General features: G+C 72.7%; 16 protein-coding genes. 14 read left to right on the forward strand and 2 right to left on the reverse strand.

Annotation, left to right across the window (positions count from 1 at the left end):
* The first annotated feature begins 80 nt into the window (after positions 1-80).
* Together EL245_RS01470 and aspS are read left to right on the forward strand one after the other, a co-directional pair.
* Positions 81-812, forward strand: a complete 732-nt coding sequence (locus EL245_RS01470; protein ID WP_232009824.1) for a hypothetical protein — start codon at positions 81-83, stop codon at positions 810-812.
* Positions 813-996: 184 nt separating this feature from the next.
* Positions 997-2,793, forward strand: coding sequence for an aspartate--tRNA ligase (gene aspS, locus EL245_RS01475; RefSeq protein WP_126381418.1), 1,797 nt, complete (start codon positions 997-999; stop codon positions 2,791-2,793).
* Positions 2,794-2,895: 102 nt separating this feature from the next.
* On the opposite strand, the gene EL245_RS01480 is transcribed toward aspS, so the two are convergent.
* The gene (locus EL245_RS01480; RefSeq protein ID WP_126381420.1) at positions 2,896-3,219 is read right to left on the reverse strand and encodes a hypothetical protein; all 324 of its coding nucleotides are present in this window, start codon (positions 3,217-3,219) and stop codon (positions 2,896-2,898) included.
* A gap of 335 nt (positions 3,220-3,554) precedes the next feature.
* Between EL245_RS01480 and EL245_RS01485 the strand changes: the two genes are divergently transcribed.
* Positions 3,555-4,172 (forward strand): L-threonylcarbamoyladenylate synthase, encoded by a 618-nt coding sequence (locus EL245_RS01485; protein ID WP_126381422.1) that lies wholly within the window; start codon positions 3,555-3,557, stop codon positions 4,170-4,172.
* Between the two features lie 46 nt (positions 4,173-4,218).
* On the opposite strand, the gene EL245_RS01490 is transcribed toward EL245_RS01485, so the two are convergent.
* Positions 4,219-6,498, reverse strand: coding sequence for an MMPL family transporter (locus EL245_RS01490; protein WP_126381424.1), 2,280 nt, complete (start codon positions 6,496-6,498; stop codon positions 4,219-4,221).
* Positions 6,499-6,670: 172 nt separating this feature from the next.
* Here EL245_RS01490 and EL245_RS01495 point away from each other — a divergent pair, with 172 nt between their 5' ends.
* From EL245_RS01495 to EL245_RS13810, 11 genes are all read left to right on the forward strand, one after another.
* Positions 6,671-8,038 carry a replication-associated recombination protein A gene (locus EL245_RS01495; protein ID WP_126381426.1) on the forward strand — a complete coding sequence of 456 codons (1,368 nt, stop codon included), beginning with the start codon at positions 6,671-6,673 and terminating at the stop codon, positions 8,036-8,038.
* A 206-nt stretch (positions 8,039-8,244) separates the two neighbouring features.
* Positions 8,245-8,868, forward strand: a complete 624-nt coding sequence (gene rpsD, locus EL245_RS01500) for a 30S ribosomal protein S4 (RefSeq protein WP_126381428.1) — start codon at positions 8,245-8,247, stop codon at positions 8,866-8,868.
* 161 nt (positions 8,869-9,029) lie between these two features.
* The gene (alaS, locus tag EL245_RS01505; protein WP_126381430.1) at positions 9,030-11,741 is read left to right on the forward strand and encodes an alanine--tRNA ligase; all 2,712 of its coding nucleotides are present in this window, start codon (positions 9,030-9,032) and stop codon (positions 11,739-11,741) included.
* A 7-nt stretch (positions 11,742-11,748) separates the two neighbouring features.
* A complete protein-coding gene (gene ruvX / locus EL245_RS01510) occupies positions 11,749-12,225 on the forward strand; it encodes a Holliday junction resolvase RuvX (RefSeq protein ID WP_126381432.1) in 477 nt (158 codons plus the stop codon).
* Positions 12,222-13,445, forward strand: coding sequence for an endolytic transglycosylase MltG (gene mltG / locus EL245_RS01515; protein WP_126381434.1), 1,224 nt, complete (start codon positions 12,222-12,224; stop codon positions 13,443-13,445). Before ruvX ends, mltG begins: the two co-directional genes overlap by 4 nt.
* Before the next feature lie 4 nt (positions 13,446-13,449).
* Positions 13,450-14,403, forward strand: coding sequence for a shikimate dehydrogenase (locus tag EL245_RS01520; protein ID WP_126381436.1), 954 nt, complete (start codon positions 13,450-13,452; stop codon positions 14,401-14,403).
* A 42-nt stretch (positions 14,404-14,445) separates the two neighbouring features.
* Positions 14,446-15,666 carry a chorismate synthase gene (gene aroC / locus EL245_RS01525; RefSeq protein WP_197719430.1) on the forward strand — a complete coding sequence of 407 codons (1,221 nt, stop codon included), beginning with the start codon at positions 14,446-14,448 and terminating at the stop codon, positions 15,664-15,666.
* Between the two features lie 45 nt (positions 15,667-15,711).
* The gene (aroB, locus tag EL245_RS01530; RefSeq protein ID WP_126381440.1) at positions 15,712-17,529 is read left to right on the forward strand and encodes a 3-dehydroquinate synthase; all 1,818 of its coding nucleotides are present in this window, start codon (positions 15,712-15,714) and stop codon (positions 17,527-17,529) included.
* Positions 17,526-18,050, forward strand: a complete 525-nt coding sequence (locus EL245_RS01535; protein WP_126381442.1) for a shikimate kinase — start codon at positions 17,526-17,528, stop codon at positions 18,048-18,050. Before aroB ends, EL245_RS01535 begins: the two co-directional genes overlap by 4 nt.
* Positions 18,051-18,229: 179 nt before the next feature.
* Positions 18,230-19,126 carry a S8 family serine peptidase gene (locus EL245_RS13805; protein WP_126381444.1) on the forward strand — a complete coding sequence of 299 codons (897 nt, stop codon included), beginning with the start codon at positions 18,230-18,232 and terminating at the stop codon, positions 19,124-19,126.
* Complete coding sequence (locus tag EL245_RS13810) at positions 19,057-21,624, forward strand: S8 family serine peptidase (protein WP_126381446.1); 2,568 nt, start codon at positions 19,057-19,059, stop codon at positions 21,622-21,624. Before EL245_RS13805 ends, EL245_RS13810 begins: the two co-directional genes overlap by 70 nt.
* The last annotated feature ends 1 nt before the right edge of the window (position 21,625 follow it).

Genomic DNA, 21,625 nt, shown 5'->3' on the forward strand with positions numbered 1-21,625 from the left:
CTCCCGGGCGACGAGCGGAGAGGACGGCGGTGCGGCACCGGCTGCGAACATGCGCGACACGTGCTTCACGAGCAGGACTCGTGGCACGGCGGGAGGGGCTGGCCTCCCGGCTGCTCGTCGTCGCCGTCGTCCTCATGGTCGCGGCTCCCGGGCTCATCCACCCCCCGGCGGCCGCGGTCGTCACGACGGGGGAGTCGACGACGGGCACGGCCTCGACCGTCAGCCCCTCGACGGTCGCGGTCGGAGGGACCCTCACCTTCACGCTGTCCGGCTTCCCCCAAGGGGCCACCGTCCAGATCCTCATCGACGACGGGGCCCTGGTCCTGGAGGACGGTAGCGCCGCGGGCCGTGGGGTCCTGGCGGTCCTCGAGGTCGGCGAGGACGGCACGGCCTCCGGGGCAGTCGAGATACCCGAGGACGTCGGCAAGGGCGTCCACTGGCTGCGGTTCTCGGTGACCGCCGGCCCCGACGTCCCCACGAGCAAGGTGCGGACCGCGGACTACACGAACAAGAGCCCCTACTTCACGGTGGGCGACGTCACGGTCATCGGGGGCGGCTCCACGGTGGCGCCGCCGTCATCAGCGGCCACCCCGACCGCCCAGACGACCTATGGCGGCACGAGGCTGCTGCCGGCCGTCCCGGACCAGGACGACCCCCAGTCCAGGGCCGTGGAGGTCAGGTCGCAGTCCTTCCCCTTCATCGGTACAGGGGTCATGGCCCTGGCGGTCCTGCTGTGCGTCCTGGCGGCAGTGGTCGTGTTCAACCGGTGGCGGCTGGACCGGCACCGCTCCGGTACCGAGAGACTCGCCTGAGCCCCTCCCGGGGCACGCCCCGACACGGACAGGACACGGGTCGACGGTGTCGACCGCGTCACGGCGCCCGCCGGGACGCAGGAGCCTGCGGGCCGCCGTCGTAGGATCACGCCAGCGCCCGCCCGTCTCGCGGTGCGCCCCGACGGGCACCGGTTCAGTGCCCCCAGCGGAAGGAACCAGCACCGTGCTGCGCACCCGTGACGCAGGATCACTGCGCCCCTCAGACATCGGCCAGGTCGTCACCCTCACCGGCTGGGTGGATCGGCGTCGGGACCATGGAGGAGTCGCCTTCATCGACCTGCGAGACGCCTCCGGCATCGCCCAGGTGGTGATCCGCCAGGAGGTCGCGCACGACCTGCGCGCCGAGTTCGTCCTGCTCGTCACCGGCGAGGTCACCGCCCGTCCTGAGGGCAACGCCAACCCCAACCTGCCCACCGGTGAGGTCGAGGTCGTCGTGACGAGCCTGGAGATCCTCAACACGGCGGCCCCCCTGCCCTTCCAGGTCTCGGACCACGCCGAGGACGTCGGCCAGGTCGGGGAGGAGGCACGTCTGAGGTACCGCTACCTCGACCTGCGCCGCTCCCCGATGCAACGCGCGATCCGGCTGCGCTCCGAGGTGTCGCAGGCGGCCCGCCGGGTCCTGGGAGGCCACGACTTCGTCGAGATCGAGACCCCGACCCTCACCCGCTCGACCCCCGAGGGCGCCCGCGACTTCCTCGTGCCTGCCCGCCTGTCGCCGGGGTCCTGGTACGCCCTGCCGCAGAGCCCCCAGCTGTTCAAGCAGCTGCTCATGGTGGCGGGTATGGAGCGCTACTACCAGATCGCACGCTGCTACCGTGACGAGGACTTCCGGGCCGACCGCCAGCCCGAGTTCACCCAGCTCGACATCGAGATGAGCTTCGTGACCCAGGAGGACGTCATCGCGGTGGCTGAGGACGTCCTGCGCGAGGTCTGGGCGCTCAGCGGCCACGAGCTCGACACCCCGATCCCGCACATGACCTACCACGAGGCCATGCAGCGCTACGGCACCGACAAGCCGGACCTGCGCTTCGGGTGCGAGCTGGTCGACCTCACCGACTACTTCGCAGGCACCTCCTTCCGTGTCTTCCAGAACCCCTACGTCGGCGCCGTCGTCATGCCGGGGGGCGCCTCGCAGTCGCGGCGCACCTTCGACGCCTGGCAGGAGTGGGCCAAGCAGCGCGGTGCGCGGGGCCTGGCCTACGTCACGGTCTCAGCCGAAGGTGAGCTCGGTGGCCCGGTCGCCAAGAACATCTCCGAGGCCGAGCGCGAGGGCCTGGCCCGTGCGGTAGGTGCCGAGCCCGGTGACTGCATCTTCTTCGCCGCCGGCTCCCCCGAGGCCTCCCGGGCGCTGCTGGGGGCGGCGAGACTGGAGATCGGCAGGCGCTGCGGGCTCATCGACGAGGAGGCCTGGTCCTTCGTGTGGGTCGTCGACGCCCCGCTGTTCAAGCCCTCGGCCGAGGCGAGGGCCGACGGCGACGTCGCGCTGGGCGGGTCGGCCTGGACCGCCGTCCACCACGCCTTCACCTCTCCCAAGCCCGAGTGCATGGACACCTTCGACACCGATCCCGGCTCGGCCCTGGCCTACGCCTACGACATCGTGTGCAACGGCAACGAGATCGGCGGCGGATCCATCCGTATCCACCGCAGGGACGTCCAGGAGCGCGTCTTCTCGGTCATGGGCATCGACGAGGCCCAGGCCCAGGAGAAGTTCGGCTTCCTGCTCGACGCCTTCAGGTTCGGGGCCCCGCCGCACGGCGGGATCGCCTTCGGCTGGGACCGGATCGTCGCCCTGCTGACCAGGTCTGAGTCCATCCGCGACGTCATCGCCTTCCCCAAGTCAGGCGGTGGCTTCGACCCCCTGACCCAGGCGCCCGCCCCGATCACCGCCGAGCAGCGCAAGGAGGCAGGGGTCGACGCCGTGCCTGAGGACAGGACCTCGGCGCAGGGACCGGTTGCCTGAGACCCACAGCGCACAGCCCCTGCCGCGGGAGCATGATCCCGCGGCAGGGGCTGTGAACACCCTGTCCGGTGGCTGCCAGGCGCTGTCTGCCCGGTCAGGGGCTCAGGCGGCGTGGGTGCAGGTCGCGCAGCTGCAGTCCTCGCAGGCGCACGAGGAGCAAGAGTCCGAGCAGTGCTCGCAGGAGCACACGCTGTGGTTGCACGTCGGGCACGAGCAGTCCGCGCACTGGCAGGTGGCGCAGGAGTCGGTGCAGTCGGGGCAGGAGCACTGGTCGCACTCGTCGTAGTGCCCGTTGTCCTCGTGGTGGAGGTGTCCGTCGTGGATGTAGTCGACGTGGCTGCCGTGAATGACGGCCTCGTGGCCGCATCCGGGGCCGTGGGTGTGGTTGTGCGCCTCGGCGGGGCGGTGCTCGGTGGTGGCGGTCATGGTCACTCCTTCGTGGTCGAGCGGGACGCGGCGTCGCGCTCGTCTGCTGGTCGTCGTGGCGATCGCTGCATCGACTGCCTGTGCGAAGGACCTGGGACGGCCGTGCCGCACTGAAACCGATCGCCTTGACATGGAAATGTACGCCACCGTGATCCTGGACGCCAAACATGAAAACGCTACTCATCTTCTCCCCAAAAATGATGAAAATCATTTTCATGAACTCGGCGGATCACCTGCGGGGATTCCGGTGGTCGGGAGCGGGCCGGGGTGGGGCGGCCGGGCACTGATCGGGCACTGGTCGGGCGCCAGGCGGTGTCGCGGGGCACAATGGCTGCATGTCGCGCTACGTCGAGCTCCACCCCGTCAACCCGCAGGCCCGTCTCGTGCGCCGTGTCGTCGACGCCCTCGAGGACGGCGGTCTCATCGCCTACCCGACCGACTCGGGATACGCCCTGGCCTGCGCGCCGGGCAACAAGGAGGGCATGGAACGGATGCGCAGGATCCGCCAGCTCGACGACAAGCACAACTTCACCTTCGTGTGCGCCGACTTCGCCCAGGCCGGACCGCTGGCGATCGTGGGCAACAACGCCTTCAGGCTCATCAAGCGGCTCACCCCGGGACCGTGGACCTTCATCCTCAAGGGGACCAAGGAGGTGCCGAGGATGACGCTCAACCCCAGGAAGCACACTCTGGGGGTGCGCATCCCCGACCACGCGATCACCCAGGCTCTTGTCGCCGAGCACGGTGCGCCGTTCCTGTCCTCGACCCTTATCCGACCCGGTCGTCAGGAGCCGGAGTCCTCGGGCTGGGAGATCGAGGACTCCCTGGGCCATCTCATCGACGTCGTCGTCGAGGGGCCGGTCACCTCCACGGAGCCGACGACCGTGCTCGACCTGACCGCCGACGTCCCCGAGGTCCTGCGTCAGGGAGCCGGCCCGGCAGACCGCCTCTAGGTGCCGGCGCCCGGGGCGTCGGGGACGACGAGCGGCGTCCCGGTCCTCACCCCCTAAGGACGGAGCGGTGCCCCGCCAGCCCCGGCGGGGACCACCAGGCCCAGCCTCCCAGCAGGGTGATCATGGCCGGGACGAGCAGCGTGCGCACGACGAGCGCGTCGACGACCATGATGACGGCCAGGGCGAAGCCGAGCTCCTTGAGGCTGAGCAGCTCGCCGACCATGAGCGCACCGAAGGCGGCTGTCGTCACCCCCGCCGCCCCGAGGACCGCCCGCCGTGAGCGCCTCAGGCCGGTGGCCAGGGCGGTGGCGTCGTCAAGCCCCGAGGCACGCTGCTCGGCGACGCGCGCGAGGTGGACCGCCTCAAGATGCATCGTCAGCCCGTAGCCCACGGCGGCGGCCATGACGACGACGTAGGTCTCGATCCCCCCTGCCGACGTGACGCCGAGACGGTCGGCCAGGTGCCCCGACTGGAACACCCACGTCGTGACCCCCAGGCCTGCGGCCAGTGACAGGCAGGAGGCGATCATGGCCTGAAGAGGCAGGAGGACCGATCCCGTGGCCAGGAGCAGGACGACGACGGTGAGGACGACCGTGACCCCGAGAGCCGTGGGCGCCGAGGCGATGACCGCCGCCCTGAGGTCGACCTGGCTGGCTGCCTGCCCCGTCACCCACAGGTCGGCGGGGGCCGCCAGGGCGCGGATCCCCTTGACGGCCTCCTCGGCAGCGGGGGTCGCGCCGTTGCCGTCCAGGTCGAGGTAGACCACCGTGTAGTCGCCCGCGACCGAGGGCTGCGTCACACCCGTGACCCCCTTGATGCCCGAGACCTGGTGGGTGATGAAGGAGGCGACCTTGTCCCCGGTGGCCGAGATGATGAGCGTGGCGTCCGGCTGGGCGGGGGACGGGTAGTCCTCCTCGAGCACGGTGACGTAGGTGCGCTGGTCCGATCCGACCGGCAGCAGGTCCGTGGTCGAGGACACGAGGTGGGCGTGGCGCACGGGGGAGGCCAGGGCCACGAGCACCGCGGCGCAGGCGACCAGGGCCATCCACGGCATGCCCCGGACCTGGCTGAGGAGCACGGCCACCGGGCTCGTGCCCTGACCGCCGCGCCCCGCTGCGGGCAGCAGCCGCAGCAGGCGCTGGGCCACGGAGGGCCGCTCAAGGCGCCGCCCCAGGAGCACGAGCACCGCGGGCACGAGGGTCACGGCGGCGGCCACGCTCACCCCGGTCACGACGACGCCCCCCAGCCCCACCGCCCGCAGGACCTCAGAGTCGATCGTGGCCGCTCCCGCCAGAGGGGCGACGAGCAGGAGCCCGGAGACGAGCACCGTCCTGCCCGCCGTGGTCAGGGTCTGCCTCATCGCGCGCGCGACGTGGACGTCGCGCCGTCCGGTGCGCGCCCGCCGTCGCCGCCCGGCCGCGTCGTCGTCCTCCTCCTGGCGGGGGTGGAGAAGCTGCTGACGGTACCGGGTCGTCACGAGCACCCCGAAAGCCGTCGAGGCGGCCGTCGCCACCGCCACGAGCCCGGAGACGACGGGCGCCTGGAGGGGAACGACGAGGGACAGCACGAGGAGCGCGCCCAGGCTCGTGGCGGCCGCCACGAGGCAGGTCAGGGCCGGGGCCCCGGCCAGGAGGACGCCCAGGAGCACGACGAGGAGCACGACGAGGACGGCCGGCACCGCGACGGCGCTGCTCGCGGCGAGGTCGGCCCGGGCCTGGTCGCGCAGCGCGGCGTCCTCGAGAGACTCGTCCGAGACGATGCCGTCGACCTCGGCGGAGACCTCGACCAGCTCGGAGGGGACCTGGGCCAGGCGCTGCTCGACCTTGGAGACCGCGGCGTCGACCTCGGCGGCGTACTCGAGGTCGTCGGCGTCGGCCACCTGCGTGCCGTTGGGGTCGACCGTCACGATGATGAGGAAGCTGTCGAGATCGGCCGAGGCCATGGCCTGCGCCGCCGGCTCGGAGAGCATCCCGGGCACGACGAAGGGGTCGAGCACGTGCTGCTCGCCCACGAGCTGGCGCAGGTCGGAGTGGGCGTCGGTCAGGGCCTCGGCCACCCGCTCCTGGGTGGAGGTCGAGGAGATGTCGATGCCGGTGACCAGGAGGGTCACCGTCCGGGCGTCACCGGAGAGCGTGTCGAGCACGGCCTGCCCCTCGGCGCTCTGGGAACCGGTCACCGTCGTCGTGTCCCCCGCGCTCCTGCCGAACAGGCTCGTGCCGCCCGGCCCCGCCAGCGAGGCAGTCAGGAGCACGACGGACAGGAGGGCCCACGTGCCGACGACGTACCACGCGTCCTTGATGACGCGACGAGAGAGCCAGGCGAGCATGGGGTCATTGTTCCATCGATCCGCTCCCGGGCCGTGCTGTGTCCAGCACGCCGCCGCGAGGTGGCCGCCGACCCGGCGCGTCGGGTCGGCGTCGGGTCGGCGTCGGGTCGGCGGCGGGGCGCCACGGACGGGGACGTCGGGCCGCTCCTGGGCGGGCGGCTATGGTCGGGACATGGACCTGTTCGACAGCGCGGGCACCGACGAGGTCGGCCTGCCGGTGGACCGGGGCGCTCCCCTGGCCGTACGCATGCGCCCGCGCGCCCTTGAGGAGGTCGTCGGCCAGGACCACCTCCTGGCGCCCGGGTCGCCGCTGAGCCGCCTGGTCGATCCCGACCAGGCACGCCTCGGGGGAGCCGGCGTGTCGAGCGTCATCCTGTGGGGGCCCCCGGGCACCGGCAAGACGACCCTGGCCTACCTCGTGGCCCGGGGCGCCGGACGCCGCTTCGTTGAGCTGTCCGCGGTCACCGCAGGAGTCAAGGACGTGCGGGCCGTGGTCGCCGACGCCCGACGGCGCCTGGGGGCGGGCGGTCAGGAGACCGTCCTGTTCATCGACGAGGTCCACCGCTTCTCACGCTCCCAGCAGGACGCGCTGCTGCCCAGCGTCGAGAACCGCTGGGTGACCCTCATCGCGGCCACGACGGAGAACCCCTCCTTCTCCGTCGTCTCACCCCTGCTGTCGCGCTCCCTGCTGCTCACCCTCAGGCCGCTGGGCGACGACGACGTCCGGGTCCTGGTCGAGCGCGCCCTGCGCGACGAGCGCGGCCTGGCAGGACGGGTGGGCATCGAGGACGACGCCTGCGAGCAGGTGGTGCGCATGGCGGGCTCCGACGCCCGCAAGTCGCTCACGGTCCTCGAGGCCGCCGCCGGGGCGGTCCTGTCCGACCCAGGACGCCACGGGAGCCCCCCGACCATCACCCTGGCCGACGTCGAGCGCGCCGCCGACGTTGCGGCCGTGCGCTACGACCGCTCCGGGGACCAGCACTACGACGTCGTGAGCGCCTTCATCAAGTCGATGCGCGGTTCGGACCCCGACGCCACCCTCCACTACCTCGCCCGGATGATCGCGGCGGGGGAGGACCCGCGGTACATCGCGCGGCGCATCACGATCCACGCTGCCGAGGACGTCGGCCTGGCCGACCCCACCGTCCTGCCCACCGCGGTGGCCGCGCAGCAGGCCGTCGCGCTTATCGGGATGCCCGAGGCCCAGCTCGTCCTGGCCCAGGCGGCCCTGGCGGTGGCGACCGCCCCGAAGTCCAACGCCGTGACCCAGGGGATCAGCGAGGCGATGGCCGACGTACGCGCGGGCAGGGCCGGCCAGGTCCCTGCCCACCTGCGCGACGCCCACTACCCCGGGGCGCAGGGCCTGGGGCACGGACAGGGCTACCTCTACCCCCACGACTTCCCCCACGGCGTCGTCGCCCAGCGCTACCTGCCCGACGGGCTGGAGGACGCCGAGTACTACCGCCCCACCTCCCACGGCTTCGAGGACCGCCTGGCCCGGCGCACCGCCTCGGTGCGCCGCATACTCAGGGGCGGGTGAGGATCGGCTCACACCGGCCCCGGCGGGCGTGCGCGGCCACCGGCGAGCGCGCTAATGTGTCCAGGCTGCCGTCACGAGCCCGCTGTCTGTCCAGGGGCACGGGACGGCGCTCCTGGGGTCCTGGCCCGACACGAGGCTGACCCCGCGCGGCGCGCACCCGCACGCCGCGTGCGAGAACCACTCCGACAGGAAAGAAGGAGCCAGCCATGAGCTCGTCCCGCTCCCGCCGCCAGGTGCGCCTCTCGCGCGCCCTGGGCATCCCGCTGACCCCCAAGGCCGTGCGCTACTTCGAGAAGCGCCCCTACGGTCCCGGAGAGCACGGCCGTGCCCGCCGTCGCGCCGAGTCCGACTACGCCGTGCGCCTCAAGGAGAAGCAGCGCCTGCGTGCCCAGTACGGCATCCGCGAGGCCCAGCTCCAGCGGGTCTTCGAGGAGGCCCGTCGCGAGAAGGGCCTGACCGGTGAGTCCCTTGTCGAGCTGCTCGAGATGCGCCTGGACGCTCTCGTCCTGCGCTCCGGCTTCGCCCGCACCATCGCCCAGGCCCGCCAGGACGTCGTCCACCGCCACATCATGGTCGACGGCAAGGTCGTGGACCGCCCCTCCTTCCGGGTCAAGCCCGGCCAGACGATCCAGGTCCGTCCGCGCTCGCAGGTCATGGTGCCCTTCCAGATCGCTGCGGCCGGCACCCACCGCGACGTCCTGCCTCCCGTGCCGGACTACCTCAAGGTCGAGCTCGAGAAGCTCTCGGCCACCCTCGTGCGTCGTCCCAAGCGTGACGAGGTGCCGGTGACCTGCGACGTCCAGATGGTCGTCGAGTACTACTCCCGCTGAGTCCCACGGCTCAGCCGCTGGGACGCCCCGCACCGCCTCAACCGGTCCGGGGCGTCCCCGCTATCAGCGGGGCGGTCGCGCCCCACCCAGCCACTGACCGCCCGGCTCCGCCCCGGTTCCCCGGCGAGGCCGACCACGACACGAACAGGACGGGCACCACCATGCGCACCTCCGAGATCCGCACCCGCTGGCTGGAGTACTTCGCCGCCAACGGACACGAGATCCGCCCCTCGGTCTCCCTGGTCTCCCCCGAGCCCTCGATCCTGTTCACCGTGGCCGGCATGGTCCCCTTCATCCCCTACATCCTGGGTACCGAGCCCGCGCCGTGGCCACGGGCCGCCTCGGTGCAGAAGTGCATCCGCACCAACGACATCGACAACGTCGGCAAGACCACCCGGCACGGCACGTTCTTCCAGATGAACGGCAACTTCTCCTTCGGTGACTACTTCAAGGAGGGGGCGATCGGCTACGCCTGGGAGCTGCTCACCTCGAGCCTGAGCGACGGAGGCTACGGCCTGGACGGGGACAGGCTGTGGATGACGATCTGGGAGGAGGACCGCGTCTCCTGGGACTACCTCACCCGTGAGATCGGGGTGCCGGCCGAGCACGTCCAGACCCTGCCCTTCAAGGACATCTCCTGGTCGACCGGCCAGCCCGGCCCGGCGGGCTCGTGCTGCGAGATCCACTACGACCGCGGGAGCGCCTACGGGCCCGACGGCGGCCCCCTCGTCGACCTCCAGGGCGACAGGTTCCTCGAGATCTGGAACCTCGTCTTCGACGAGTTCCTGCGCGGCGAGGGAGAGGGCCACGACTTCGAGCTCGTGGGCAGGCTCGACAAGACGGCCATCGACACCGGCGCCGGCCTCGAGCGCCTGGCCTTCCTCATGCAGGACAAGCCCAACATGTACGAGATCGACGAGGTCTACCCGGTCATCGCCGCCGCGCAGTCGATGAGCGGACGGAGCTACGGCGCCGGGGCGGCCGGCCCCGAGGCGGGGGAGGCCTACCTCGACGACGTGCGCATGCGGGTTGTGGCCGACCACGTGCGCAGCGCCCTCATGCTCATCGGCGACGGCGTGCGCCCCGGCAACGACGGGCGCGGCTACGTCCTGCGTCGGCTCATCCGCCGGGCGGTGCGCTCCATGCGCCTCCTGGGCGTCCAGGATCCCGCCCTGCCCGTGCTGCTCACCGCCTCCAAGGACGCCATGAAGGCCTCCTACCCCGAGCTCGAGGCCTCCTGGCACACCATCTCCGAGGTCGCCTACGCCGAGGAGGAGGCCTTCCGCCGCACCCTCGAGGCCGGGACCACGATCCTCGACACCGCCGTGGCCCAGGCCCGGTCTGCCGCAGGCGGCACGGGCCGTGCCGTCGTGCCGGGGGACCGGGCCTTCGCCCTGCACGACACCTACGGCTTCCCCATCGACCTCACCCTCGAGATGGCTGCCGAGCAGGGGGTGGCGGTCGACGAGGAGGGCTTCCGCTCCCTCATGGAGGCCCAGAAGGAGCGCGCTCGCGCCGACGCCCGCGCCAAGAAGGCCGGGCACACCGACGTGCGCGTCTTCCAGGACGTCGAGAAGGCCATGGGCGGCGGCTCGCAGTTCCTGGGATACACCGAGTCGGCCTGCGAGGCCGCGGTCACCGGGCTCCTCGTCGACGGCGTCCCGCAGGCCGTGGCCACCGCTCCGGCCGAGATCGAGATCATCCTGGACCGCACGCCCTTCTACGCCGAGATGGGCGGCCAGCTGGCCGACCACGGCACGATCCGCCTCGCCGAGGGCGGTGTCATCGAGGTCCACGACGTCCAGGCCCCGATCAAGGGACTCTTCGTCCACCGCGGCACCCTGACCGAGGGCAGCGCCGCGGTCGGGGAGCGCGCCTACGCCGAGATCGACGTCGTGCGCCGCCTGGCCATCGCCCGGGCCCACACCTCCACCCACATGGTCTACGCCGGTCTGCGACGCGTCGTCGCCCCCGACTCCGCCCAGGCCGGATCAGAGAACGCCCCGGCACGTCTGCGCTTCGACTTCACCCACAACGCCGCCCTGACCGGCACCCAGATGGAGGACATCGAGGAGCTCGTCAACGACGCCCTCGCCCAGGACATGGCGGTCACCACCGAGATCATGCCCCTGGAGGAGGCCCGCGCCTCGGGAGCCATCGCCCTGTTCGGCGAGAAGTACGGCGAGAAGGTGCGCGTGGTCACCATCGGGGAGGACTTCGACCGCGAGCTGTGCGGGGGCACCCACGTGCCCTCCACCGGCCACATCGGACGCGTCGCCCTGCTGTCGGAGGGCTCCATCGGCTCGGGAGTGCGCCGCATCGACGCCCTCGTGGCCGACCGCGCCTACACCTTCCAGCGCAAGGAGCACGCCCTCGTCTCCCAGCTCTCGGCGATGCTCGGCGGGCGGGCCGAGGACCTGCCCGGACGCGTCGAGACCCTCCTGGCTCGCCTCAAGGAGGCCGAGAAGCGGCTCGCCGCCGCCGAGCAGGCGGCACTGGCCTCACGGGCCGCCGAGATCGCCCGGTCCGCGGAGCGCGTCAACGGATTCCTCCTGGCCAGCGCCGACCTCGGTGAGGTCGGCTCGGCCGACGCGCTGCGCTCGGTCGTCCTCGACGTGCGCTCCCGCCTGGGGGAGGCCGAGCCGGTGGTCGTCGCCGCGGCCGGTGTCTCCGGCGGGCGCCCCTTCGTCGTCGTGGCCACCAACGCCGGCGCGCGGGACCAGGGGGCCCGGGCGGGCGCCCTCGTGCGCGCCGCGGCGGGTGCCCTGGGCGGCGGGGGCGGCGGCAAGGACGACCTCGCCCAGGGCGGCGGGCAGGACCCCACGGCCGTGGGCCAGGCCCTGGCCGCGGTCGAGCGCGGGCTCGGGTCCTGAGCGGACCATGAGACCAGGGGTGCGGCTCGCCTTCGACGTGGGACAGGCGCGCGTCGGCGTCGCCAGGTGCGACGCCGAGGCGATTCTCGCCGTGCCGCTGGTGACCTTGAATCGTGACCGATACGGTGCCGACCTCGACCAGGCTGCCGACCTCGTCGAGGACTACGATGCCGTCGAGGTGGTCGTGGGCCTGCCCAGGCGCATGAGCGGCGGCTCGTCGTCCTCGACGCGGGACGCCCGGGCGTGGGCGCTCAGGCTGGCCGGCATCATCGCTCCGGTGCCGGTCCGCCTTGTCGACGAGAGGCTCACCACCGTGACCGCACGCAGGGAGCTCCACGAGGCGGGAGTGCCGTCAACCGGCTTCCGGCGGGTGGTGGACCAGGCCGCCGCAGTTGTCATACTGGAGCAGGCCCTCGAGGCGGAGCGCTCCAGCCACGCCCCCGCGGGCGAACCCGTGCCACCGACCCAGAGAGGCAGACAGTGAGCCAGGACGACTTCTTCGTCGCGATCGGCGTGGACCGGCCCTCCGAGGACGGTCAGGCCGATGGCGGGCGCACCCCGCGCCGTCGCCGGTTCAGCGACGAGCGCGCCCGCAAGCGGCGCAAGCGTCGCAGGCGCAGGGTGACCGCCCTCGTGCTCATCGCCGCCCTGGCCGTCGTCGGAGTCGTCGGCTACAAGGCCTTCGACGTCGTGCGCTCCACCCGCAGCTCCCAGACCGAGGTGTCCGACTACACCGGCGCGGGTGAGGGCGAGGTCGTCGTGACCATCCCCGAGGGAGCCACCGGCCAGGACATCGCCCAGATCCTCGTCGACGCGGGGGTCGTGGCCACCAAGAAGGCCTTCACCGACGCCTACTCCGCCAACGCCAACGCCGCCAACATCCAGTCCGGGACCTACACGCTGCGCCTGAGGATGTCCGCGGCCAACGCCGTGGCCATGCTCCTGGACCCCGCCTCCAAGGACGACCACACCCTGACGGTGCCCGAGGGGGCCACCAAGACGCAGGTCAAGGAGCACCTCATGGACGTGGGCGGCTACACCGACGCCGAGGTCGAGGCCGCCTTCGCCGACACCGCGGCCATCGGGCTGCCCGAGGTCGCCGGGGGAGACGTCGAGGGATGGCTGGCCCCCTCGACCTACGACATCGCCGAGGACGCCTCGGCCACCGACGTCGTGGCCTCCATGGTGCGCACGACCATCAGCAGGCTCAGCGCCGCGGGAGTCGCCGAGGCCGACTACCAGGCGGTGCTCACCAAGGCCTCCATCGTCGAGCGTGAGGTCTCCACCTCCGAGTACTACGGCAAGGTCGCCCGGGTCATCGACAACCGCCTGGCCGACACCGACGGGGAGACCAAGGGCTTCCTCCAGATGGACTCCACCGTCCTGTACGGGCTGGGCAGGGTCGGAGGGATCCCCTCCCAGGAGGAGGTCGCCGACGCCTCCAACCCGTACAACACCTACGCCCACGCCGGGCTGCCCCCCACGCCGATCGGCAGCCCGGGCGAGGAGGCGATCCGCGCGGTGCAGAACCCGACCGAGGGAGACTGGCTCTACTTCGTCACCGTCGACCTGGAGACCGGGGAGACCCTCTTCTCGGCGACCCACGCCGAGCAGCAGGAGAACACCAAGCGCCTGACCGAGTACTGCACGAAGAACCCCGACGTGTGCGGGACCGCCTCGGCCACGCCCACAGAGGGGGGCTGACCCGGTGACCGCCTCCGTCGACCGGGGCCCCGGTGGCCGGGCGGCGGTCATCGGACATCCGGTGTCCCACTCCCTGTCCCCGGTCCTCCACCGTGCCGCCTACGAGGACCTGGGGCTGGAGGGCTGGGGCTACGGGATCCTCGAGGTTCCGGCCGGGGGCCTGGCCGGAGTGCTCGAGCAGGTCGCCGCGGCCCCCGAGCCGGGTGAGCCCGCCTGGGTCGGGCTGAGCGTCACGATGCCCCACAAGCAGGACCTCGCCGAGGCGCTCGACGTCGTCGACCCCCTCGCACAGGCAGTCGGGGCGGTCAACACCGTGGTCGTCCAGCGTCCGGGCCGGGACAGGGGCCTGCTCACAGGGTTCAACACCGACGTCGTGGGCATCGTCGAGGCGCTGCACGAGGCGGGCCGCGGTGCCGGCGGCCCAGTGTGGCAGAGACCGGGGCGCCGCGCCCTCGTCCTGGGCGCGGGGGCGACCGCCTGCTCGGCCCTGGCCGCCCTGGCCCAGCTCGGCGCCGCCTCGATCACCGTGGCGGCCCGCAACCACGCCGGTCCCAGACGGGCGCTGGCTGCGGCCCACCGCATGGGCCTGGAGGTCGAGGCCCTGGGGTGGAGCCCGGGGGAGCCGGGCTCGGACGCGCGGGTGGCGGCCGAGATGGCCCGGTGCGAGCTCGTCGTGTCCACGCTGCCCGCAGGACTGGCCGACCACCTGTCCGCTCCGCTCGACCACGCCCTGGCCGACCAGGGCGGTCCCAGGCCGGGTGCGGCGGTGCTCGACGTCGTCTACGACCCGTGGCCCACGCTTCTGGCGGCCGTCTGGGAGCGCCACGGCGCCGCGGTGGCGCCCGGCTGGCTCATGCTCCTGCACCAGGCGGTGCCCCAGGTTCGTCTCATGACGGGACGTACCCCCCGTCTGGCGCCGATGCGCGCCGCCCTGCGCGAGGCGCTGGACGCGCGCTGAAGCGGTCTGCCAAGGGCGGCTCCGTATGGGATGATCGGCGCCATGCTTCGATGGACGACAGCCGGTGAGTCACACGGCAAGGCCCTCGTCGCGGTGCTGGAGGGCGTGCCCGCCGGCGTCGAGGTGACGACCGGCATGATCCGCGCCGCCCTGGCGCGCAGGCGCCTGGGGCACGGGCGCGGAGCGCGCCAGGCCTTCGAGCGCGACGAGCTCGAGGTGCTCGGGGGCGTCCGCCACGGGCGCACGATCGGCGGCCCCATCGCCCTGCAGATCGCCAACACCGAGTGGCCCAAGTGGTCGACGGTCATGAGCCCCGACCCCGTCGACCCGGCCGCCCTGCTCGTGGACGCAGGCACCGGGGACGAGCGCGAGATCGCTCGTAACCGCCCCCTGACCCGGCCGCGTCCCGGCCATGCCGACCTGCCCGGGCTGCTCAAGTACGACCTGGAGGACGCCCGGCCGGTGCTCGAGCGCGCCTCGGCGCGCGAGACGGCCGCCCGCGTCGCCCTCGGTGCGGTGGCAGCGGCCCTCCTCGACCAGCTGGGCGGGATCTCCCTGGTCAGCCACGTCGTGCGCGTCGGGGACGTCGCGCTGCCCGAGGACGCCCCACGGCCCGTCCCCTCCGACGAGGAGCGTCTGAGCGCGGACCCCGTGCGCTGCACCGATCCTGGGGTCAGCGCCCTCATGGTCGAGCGGATCGACAGGGCCCGCAAGGCCGGGGACACCCTGGGAGGGGTCGTTGAGGTCATCGCCACCGGAGTGCCGGTCGGCCTGGGCTCCCACGTGAGCGCGGAGCGGCGCCTCGACGCGCGTCTGGCGGGCGCGCTCATGGGCATCCAGGCCGTCAAGGGCGTGGAGATCGGTGACGGCTTCGCCGAGGCCGGGCGGCCGGGGAGCCTGGCCCACGACGAGATCCTGTCCCTGAGCCAGGGCAGGGTGGAGCGCGCCACCAACCGCGCAGGCGGTATCGAGGGCGGCATCTCCAACGGCTCCGAGATCCGCGTGAGGGCGGCCTACAAGCCGATCTCGACAGTCCCCCGGGCGCTGCGGACGGTCGATCTGGCCACGGGTGAGGAGGCCACCGGCCTGCACCAGCGCTCCGACACCACCGCAGTCGTGCCGGGCGCCGTCATCGCCGAGGCGATGGTCGCCCTCGTCCTGGCCGACGCACTGCTCGACAAGACCGGGGGCGACAGCCTGACCGAGGCCCGCCGCAACCTTACGAGCTACCTCGCCCGCATCTCAGAGCGCACCCGGTGGTGACTCCAGCGTCGGAGCCGCCCCACCAGCCGTGTTGAAGGAACCACTATGAGCCACCGTCATGTCCCCGTCGTCTCCCTTGATCCCGAGCGTCTTCCCCTCGTGCTCGTCGGACTGCCCGGAGCGGGCAAGACCACGGTCGCCAGGCTCTTGGCGACCGCCCTGGGAGTCGTCGTCACCGACACGGACGCCGAGATCCGCAGGCGTGCCCGACTGACCATCCCGCAGATCTTCGACACCGAGGGGGAGACCGGCTTCCGGGCCCGGGAGACGCGTGCGCTCCGGGCGGTGCTCACCGGCGAGGCCGCCGCCCAGGGCGTGGTCGCCCTCGGTGGCGGCGGCATCCTGCGCCCGGAGAACCGGGCGATGCTGGCAGGCCGCACCGTCATCTACCTCGAGGCGTCCCCGGCTACCGCCGCCGGGCACGTCGGCGACGGCGCGGGCCGGCCGCTGGTGAGCGCCAGCTCGGACTCCGACTCCACCGAGGCCGCCCACGAGAAGGTCTTCGCCAGCGTCCTGGCGCGCATGGAGGTCCTCCACGCCGAGCGCGCCCCGCTGTACGCCGAGGTCGCCACGCACACCGTCCCCATCGACGGGCTCAGCCCCGAGCAGGTGGCGGCCCTCGTCCTGGTGGCCCTGGGCACCGGTCCGGGACGCACCGCCAAGGCCCTGGCCATGGCCTCGGCCCAGCACGCCCCCGTGGCCCGCGTGCCCCAGGGACCTGCCTTCGTCCCCGACGCCGAGGGAACCACCCGGGTGCACGTGTCGGGCCAGCGGTCCTACGAGGTCGTCATCGGCCACGGCCTCGACGAGGAGGTCGACCGGGCCGTGCGCTCGGCCCCCGGCGCCGGCGCCGGAGGGATAGCGGTCGTCCACCCCCGTGCCCTGGGCGCGGTCGCTCGGCGCTATGAGGCGGTCCTGGCCTCCCGCGGCCTGCGCGTCACCCGCATCGAGGTGCCCGGGGGCGAGCGCGCCAAGCGCTCCAACGTCCTGGACTCGCTGTGGGAGTCCCTGGGCGACTTCCGGCTCGGCAGGGACGGGATGCTCATCGGTGTCGGCGGCGGCGCCACGACGGACCTGGTCGGCTTCGCCGCGGCCACCTGGCTGCGCGGGGTGCCCGTCCTCCAGGTGCCCACGACGCTGCTCGCGATGGTCGATGCCGCCGTGGGCGGCAAGACCGGCATCGACACGGGCGCGGGCAAGAACCTCGTCGGTGCCTTCCACCCCCCCACAGCCGTCATCGCCGACCTCGACGCCCTGCGGAGCCTTCCGGTCGACGACCTGCGCTCAGGGCTCGGTGAGGTCGTCAAGTGCGGGTTCATCGCCGATCCTGTCATCCTCGACCGGATCCTGGCGGACCCCGCCGACTGCCTGCGCTGGGACTCCCCGGTGCTGGCCGAGCTCGTCGCCCGCTCGGCGCGTGTCAAGGCCGCCGTCGTCGGCGAGGACCTCACCGAGGCGGGACTGCGCGAGGTGCTCAACTACGGCCACACCTACGCCCACGCCGTGGAGAAGGTGACCTCCTACGGCTGGCGCCACGGCGAGGCCGTGGCGGTGGGCTGCGTCTTCGCCGCGCACGTGGCCAACCGCATGGGACGCCTCGACCACGACACCGTCGCGCTGCACCGCCAGGCCCTCGAGGCGGTCGGGCTGCCCACGTCCTTCCCCGAGGGCGCCGGCCGGCTCGAGGACCTCGTCCACGCGATGCTCTCGGACAAGAAGGTACGTGCCGGCGCCATCCGGATGGTCCTGCTCGACTCCCTGGCCAGGCCGGTGCGCGGTGTCGTCCCGGACGCCACGGACCTGCGTGCCGCCCACGAGGCGGTCACCACGGGCGCTCCGACACGCACCGCCGGGACCTCATGAGCCCGACCAGGCGCGCCGGGGTGATCCTCATCGGCCCGCCCGGGGCCGGGTGCACGAGCGTGGGCAGCGCCCTGGCCCGACGGCGGGGGCTGGGCTTCGCGGACCTGGGTCAGGTCGTCGCCCAGGACCTGGGCACCACCCCCGAGCTCGCCCTCGTGGCCGTCCCCGAGGACCGCTACCGGTGCCAGGAGGCGGCGAGGGCCGTCGAGCTCATCGCCCGCGCCCGTGCCGAGGGTACCGTGCTCGCCCTGGGCTCGGGCTGTCTGGGGCGGGCCGAGGTGAGGCGGGCCCTGTCCGCCCCGGGTGGTCCCGGCGCCCAGGTCGTGGCACTGACCGCCACCCCGAGGACGCTGGCGACCCGGACGGGGATGGACGCCCCCCGCTCGGTGGCCCTGGGAGCCGTGCACCACGCCTTCGTCGTCATGGCGCGCGAGCGCGACCAGCTGTGCCGTGAGCTCGCCGACCTCGTCGTCGACACCACCGACGCCCAGGTGGCCCAGACCGTCGAGCGCATCGGCTGACCCGCCTGCGGTGCGGACGGAGACACGCGCCGACGCGTGTCCACGGGGCAGGAGCTGCTCGGGTCACCTCCCGACACCCAGTGTCGTGCTCGCCATCACAACGTGATGGAGATAACATATGGGTGTTGTCGTGACGACACACGCTCCCCGCGTTCCCCGGCTCCAAGGAGAGTGCGCCCATGGGCTCCCCGCGCCCCCGTCGTGTCCTCGCAGCGGTCCTGTGCCTGCTCCTGACAGGCTCCCTGGGTGGGACCATGGCCGCCGCCACGCCCCAGGACGGGAACGGGCCGCCCGGTGAGGCGGCGTCCACGATCACCGTCGCGGACCACGACGCGTTGAGCGGCCAGACGGTCCCGGACAGGTGGCTCGTCGAGCTCGCCTCCCCGCCGGTGGCCGACGGCGGCTCCGAGGCAGTCGTCCAGGCCGAGCAGGCCGAGCTGGTCGAGGCCGTCGAGGAGGCCGGCGGTGAGGTGACCACCGAGTACGGCGAGCTGTGGAACGGCGCGGCGGTCTCGGCGGGCACTGAGGACCTTGAGGAGATCGCCGCCCTCGAGGAGGTCGTCTCGATCAGGCCGGTGTCGGTGATCGGAGCCCACGACGACGAGGGCGGCATCAACGGTACGGGCGGCACCGACGGCGCAGGCGGCGGTGGCCCCGGGCTGAGCACCGTGTCCTCCACCGCGATGATCGGCGCCGACATCGCCCAGTCCACGCTGGGGTACACCGGCAGCGGGATGAGGATCGGGATCATCGACTCGGGCATCGACTACGACCTCAAGGAGCTCGGGGGCTCGGGAGCCCCCGAGCCACAGGCGCCGGCCGGCGACGGCTCGACGAGCTTTCCCAACGCCAAGGTGACGGCCGGCTACGACTTCGTCGGGGACGAGTTCAACGAGTACTCCCTGCCCGAGCCCGACGCCTACCCCGGCGACTGCAGCGGCCACGGAACGCACGTGGCCGGGATCGCGGCAGGGGGCGGAGCGCCGGGGGCCCGCAGATCCGCGGTGTGGCACCCGATGCCCTCCTGGCCTCCTACCGCGTCTTCGGCTGCACCGGCAGCACGACCGACGACGTGATCATCGCCGCCCTCGAGCGGGCGAGCGCAGACGGCATGGACGTGGTCAACCTCTCCCTGGGCACGGACTTCAGCATCTGGACGGGCTCCCCGCTGGCCGTCGCCGCGGACAACCTCGCCTCCCAGGGCATCATCGTCGTCGCATCCCAGGGCAACTCCGGATCCGACGCCACATGGGGCACGGGATCAGTGGCCGCCGCCCGCTCGGTCATCGCGGTGGGCAGCGTCGACAACGCCGTCCTGCTCTCCCCCTACCTCACCGTGTCCTCCGACCCGGGGCGCAAGATCCACTACCTGCCCGCCCTGGCGCCTGCCCCGACGGTGACGCCGGACGACTCGGTCGCCATCGCGCTCGTGGCTGCCGGGGACCGCGCCGTCGACGGGGCCGACGAGGCCTCCGACCCCTCCGTGCTCTGCGAGCCCCGGGCCGACGCGAGCCTGGCCGGAGCAGCGGTTCTTGTCGCCGGGGGCGGGTGCAGCCCCACCGACAAGCTCCGTCACGCCCAGGACGCCGGGGCCAGCGTGCTCATCGTGGAGGTGGACGACCCCACCTCGGGGATCGTCGTCGACGAGACGGTCGCGACGATCCCGGCGATCAGCATCGGGCCCGAGGACGCGGCAGCGGTCCGGGGCTCGCTGACCACGGGAACGACCGTCACCTTCTCCGAGGGCGTGGTCGGCGTCGACGCGCCGAGCGCCGGCCTCGTGTCCTGGTTCTCCTCAGCGGGTCCCAACGACGAGCTCGCGCTCAAGCCCGACGTCGTGGCGCCGGGGGGCAACATCTGGTCGAGCCGCCCGATCGACAACGGCCGGCCCCGCGGGCTGGAGTCGGGAACGTCGATGGCGGCACCTCACGTCGCGGGGGCGGCGGCCCTCATCCTCCAGGCGCATCCTGAGCTTGTTGAGCGTGACGACCTGGGCGCCTACGAGGCGGTGGCCTGGAGGCTGAGGTCGACCGCGACGCCGGTTCCTCGGGCAGGGGCCGGGAACGACGCGACCGAGCCCGAGGCGGTGGTCCGCCAGGGAGCGGGGCTGGTGGCCGTCGACCGGGCCATCACGGCGACGACCGAACCTGTGCCGAGCGTGCTCAACCTCGGTGAGGCGCATGAGCACCCTCACGGGGCGACTCGCAGCCTCACGCTCGCCAACCACTCCTCGACGCCGGTGACCTACACCCTCGACCACACCGACGCGGTGAGCGTGCCCGCCGAGGTGTACTCGAGCCAGGACGGCGCGACCGGGCCCGCGACGGTGTCCACCGACGGCACGACCGTGACCGTGCCCGCCAGCGGCGTCACCGAGGTCGAGGTCGTCATCACCGCCCCCGAGGGGATCGCCGACGGTCGTCTCTACGGAGGCTGGCTCGTGGCCACGCCGACCGACGGGGCGGATCCCGGTGCGGTGGTCCGGGTCCCCTTCCTCGGAGTCGGCGGCGACCTCAGCCGGGCAGGGGTCTTGGGCCCCATGAACCAGGTCCTCAACGAGGACGGCCTCGAGGTCGACACCTCGACCTACGTCTTCGGCCGCTCCTCACGGAGCACTGACGGCCTCTACACCGACCGCCCGGTGATCCGTGATGACCTCCGAGTCCCGTACGCATCGGGGCGAGTCGACCTGCTCGAGGTCCGAGCCGACGGCTCGACCCGCAGGCTCGGGCAGGTGCCCGTGTTCGTGAACTGGACGGGGCCCTTCTTCGGCCGGACCTCGGTGTGGGACGGAAGCTACCTGGATGAGCGGTCGATCCCGCGGCAGGCCCCGTCGGGAAGCTACCGGCTGCGCCTCCAGGTCCTGCCGGTCGGGGCGGACGCCCACGACGAGGAGCAGTGGGTGGCGTGGACCTCCCCGACGATCACGATCGACTGGCGGACCGATCCCTACCTCCCTCAGTCCGGGCTGCAGGTGGTGTCCCCCCGCGGAGCGCAGGAGCTGGTCGACGACGTGTTCACCTTCGCAGCCCCCGGCCAGTCCTCGTGGGACATCGACCTGGGCGTGATGTCCGAGGTGACCGCCGTCCAGCTCACGCCGTACCAGTACAACTGGCTCGATCGTGCCCAGGAGTGGACGGCATGGACCTCGACCGACGGCGAGCACTGGGTTCCTGCCGGGCGAGGAAGCGTCGCCCCGTTCCAGGTGGCCCCGTCCGTCATCGACCTGGGCACGGCGGTCGGTGCACGGTTCGTCCGCGTCGAGCTGGCGCAGGGTGACTCCGGGACGGGCGAGGTCATGGCCGTCGCCGAGGTCCGGGTGGCCGGGCGGCCGACCGCTGAGTCGACCAGTGGGTCGACACGGGGTACGGCGCCCGTCCTGGCGGTGACGGAGGGTGGCTCGGCTCGCCCTGGTGCCCTTCCCGTGGCGAGCACGTTGCGGCCCGGTGACCGTGGCCCGCTGGCCCGTGCCGGAGCGAGCGCAGGCCACCTGGCGCAGGCTCTCGGATGCCTCGTGGCCGGGACGGTCGTGCTCGTGGCCGTGCGCCGCCGGGACCGCGTGACGAGGCGGTGAC

It is taken from the genome of Actinomyces howellii (genome assembly GCF_900637165.1).
GTDB lineage: Bacteria > Actinomycetota > Actinomycetes > Actinomycetales > Actinomycetaceae > Actinomyces > Actinomyces howellii.

Bases quoted from the DNA above. Each gene is read 5' to 3' on its own strand.
- EL245_RS01480 (WP_126381420.1), bottom strand. From the start codon at position 3,219: ATGACCGCCACCACCGAGCACCGCCCCGCCGAGGCGCACAACCACACC.
- EL245_RS01485 (WP_126381422.1), top strand. From the start codon at position 3,555: ATGTCGCGCTACGTCGAGCTCCACCCCGTCAACCCGCAGGCCCGTCTC.
- EL245_RS01490 (WP_126381424.1), bottom strand. From the start codon at position 6,498: ATGCTCGCCTGGCTCTCTCGTCGCGTCATCAAGGACGCGTGGTACGTC.
- EL245_RS01495 (WP_126381426.1), top strand. From the start codon at position 6,671: ATGGACCTGTTCGACAGCGCGGGCACCGACGAGGTCGGCCTGCCGGTG.
- rpsD (WP_126381428.1), top strand. From the start codon at position 8,245: ATGAGCTCGTCCCGCTCCCGCCGCCAGGTGCGCCTCTCGCGCGCCCTG.
- alaS (WP_126381430.1), top strand. From the start codon at position 9,030: ATGCGCACCTCCGAGATCCGCACCCGCTGGCTGGAGTACTTCGCCGCC.
- ruvX (WP_126381432.1), top strand. From the start codon at position 11,749: ATGAGACCAGGGGTGCGGCTCGCCTTCGACGTGGGACAGGCGCGCGTC.
- aroC (WP_197719430.1), top strand. From the start codon at position 14,446: ATGCTTCGATGGACGACAGCCGGTGAGTCACACGGCAAGGCCCTCGTC.
- aroB (WP_126381440.1), top strand. From the start codon at position 15,712: ATGAGCCACCGTCATGTCCCCGTCGTCTCCCTTGATCCCGAGCGTCTT.
- EL245_RS01535 (WP_126381442.1), top strand. From the start codon at position 17,526: ATGAGCCCGACCAGGCGCGCCGGGGTGATCCTCATCGGCCCGCCCGGG.
- EL245_RS13805 (WP_126381444.1), top strand. From the start codon at position 18,230: ATGGGCTCCCCGCGCCCCCGTCGTGTCCTCGCAGCGGTCCTGTGCCTG.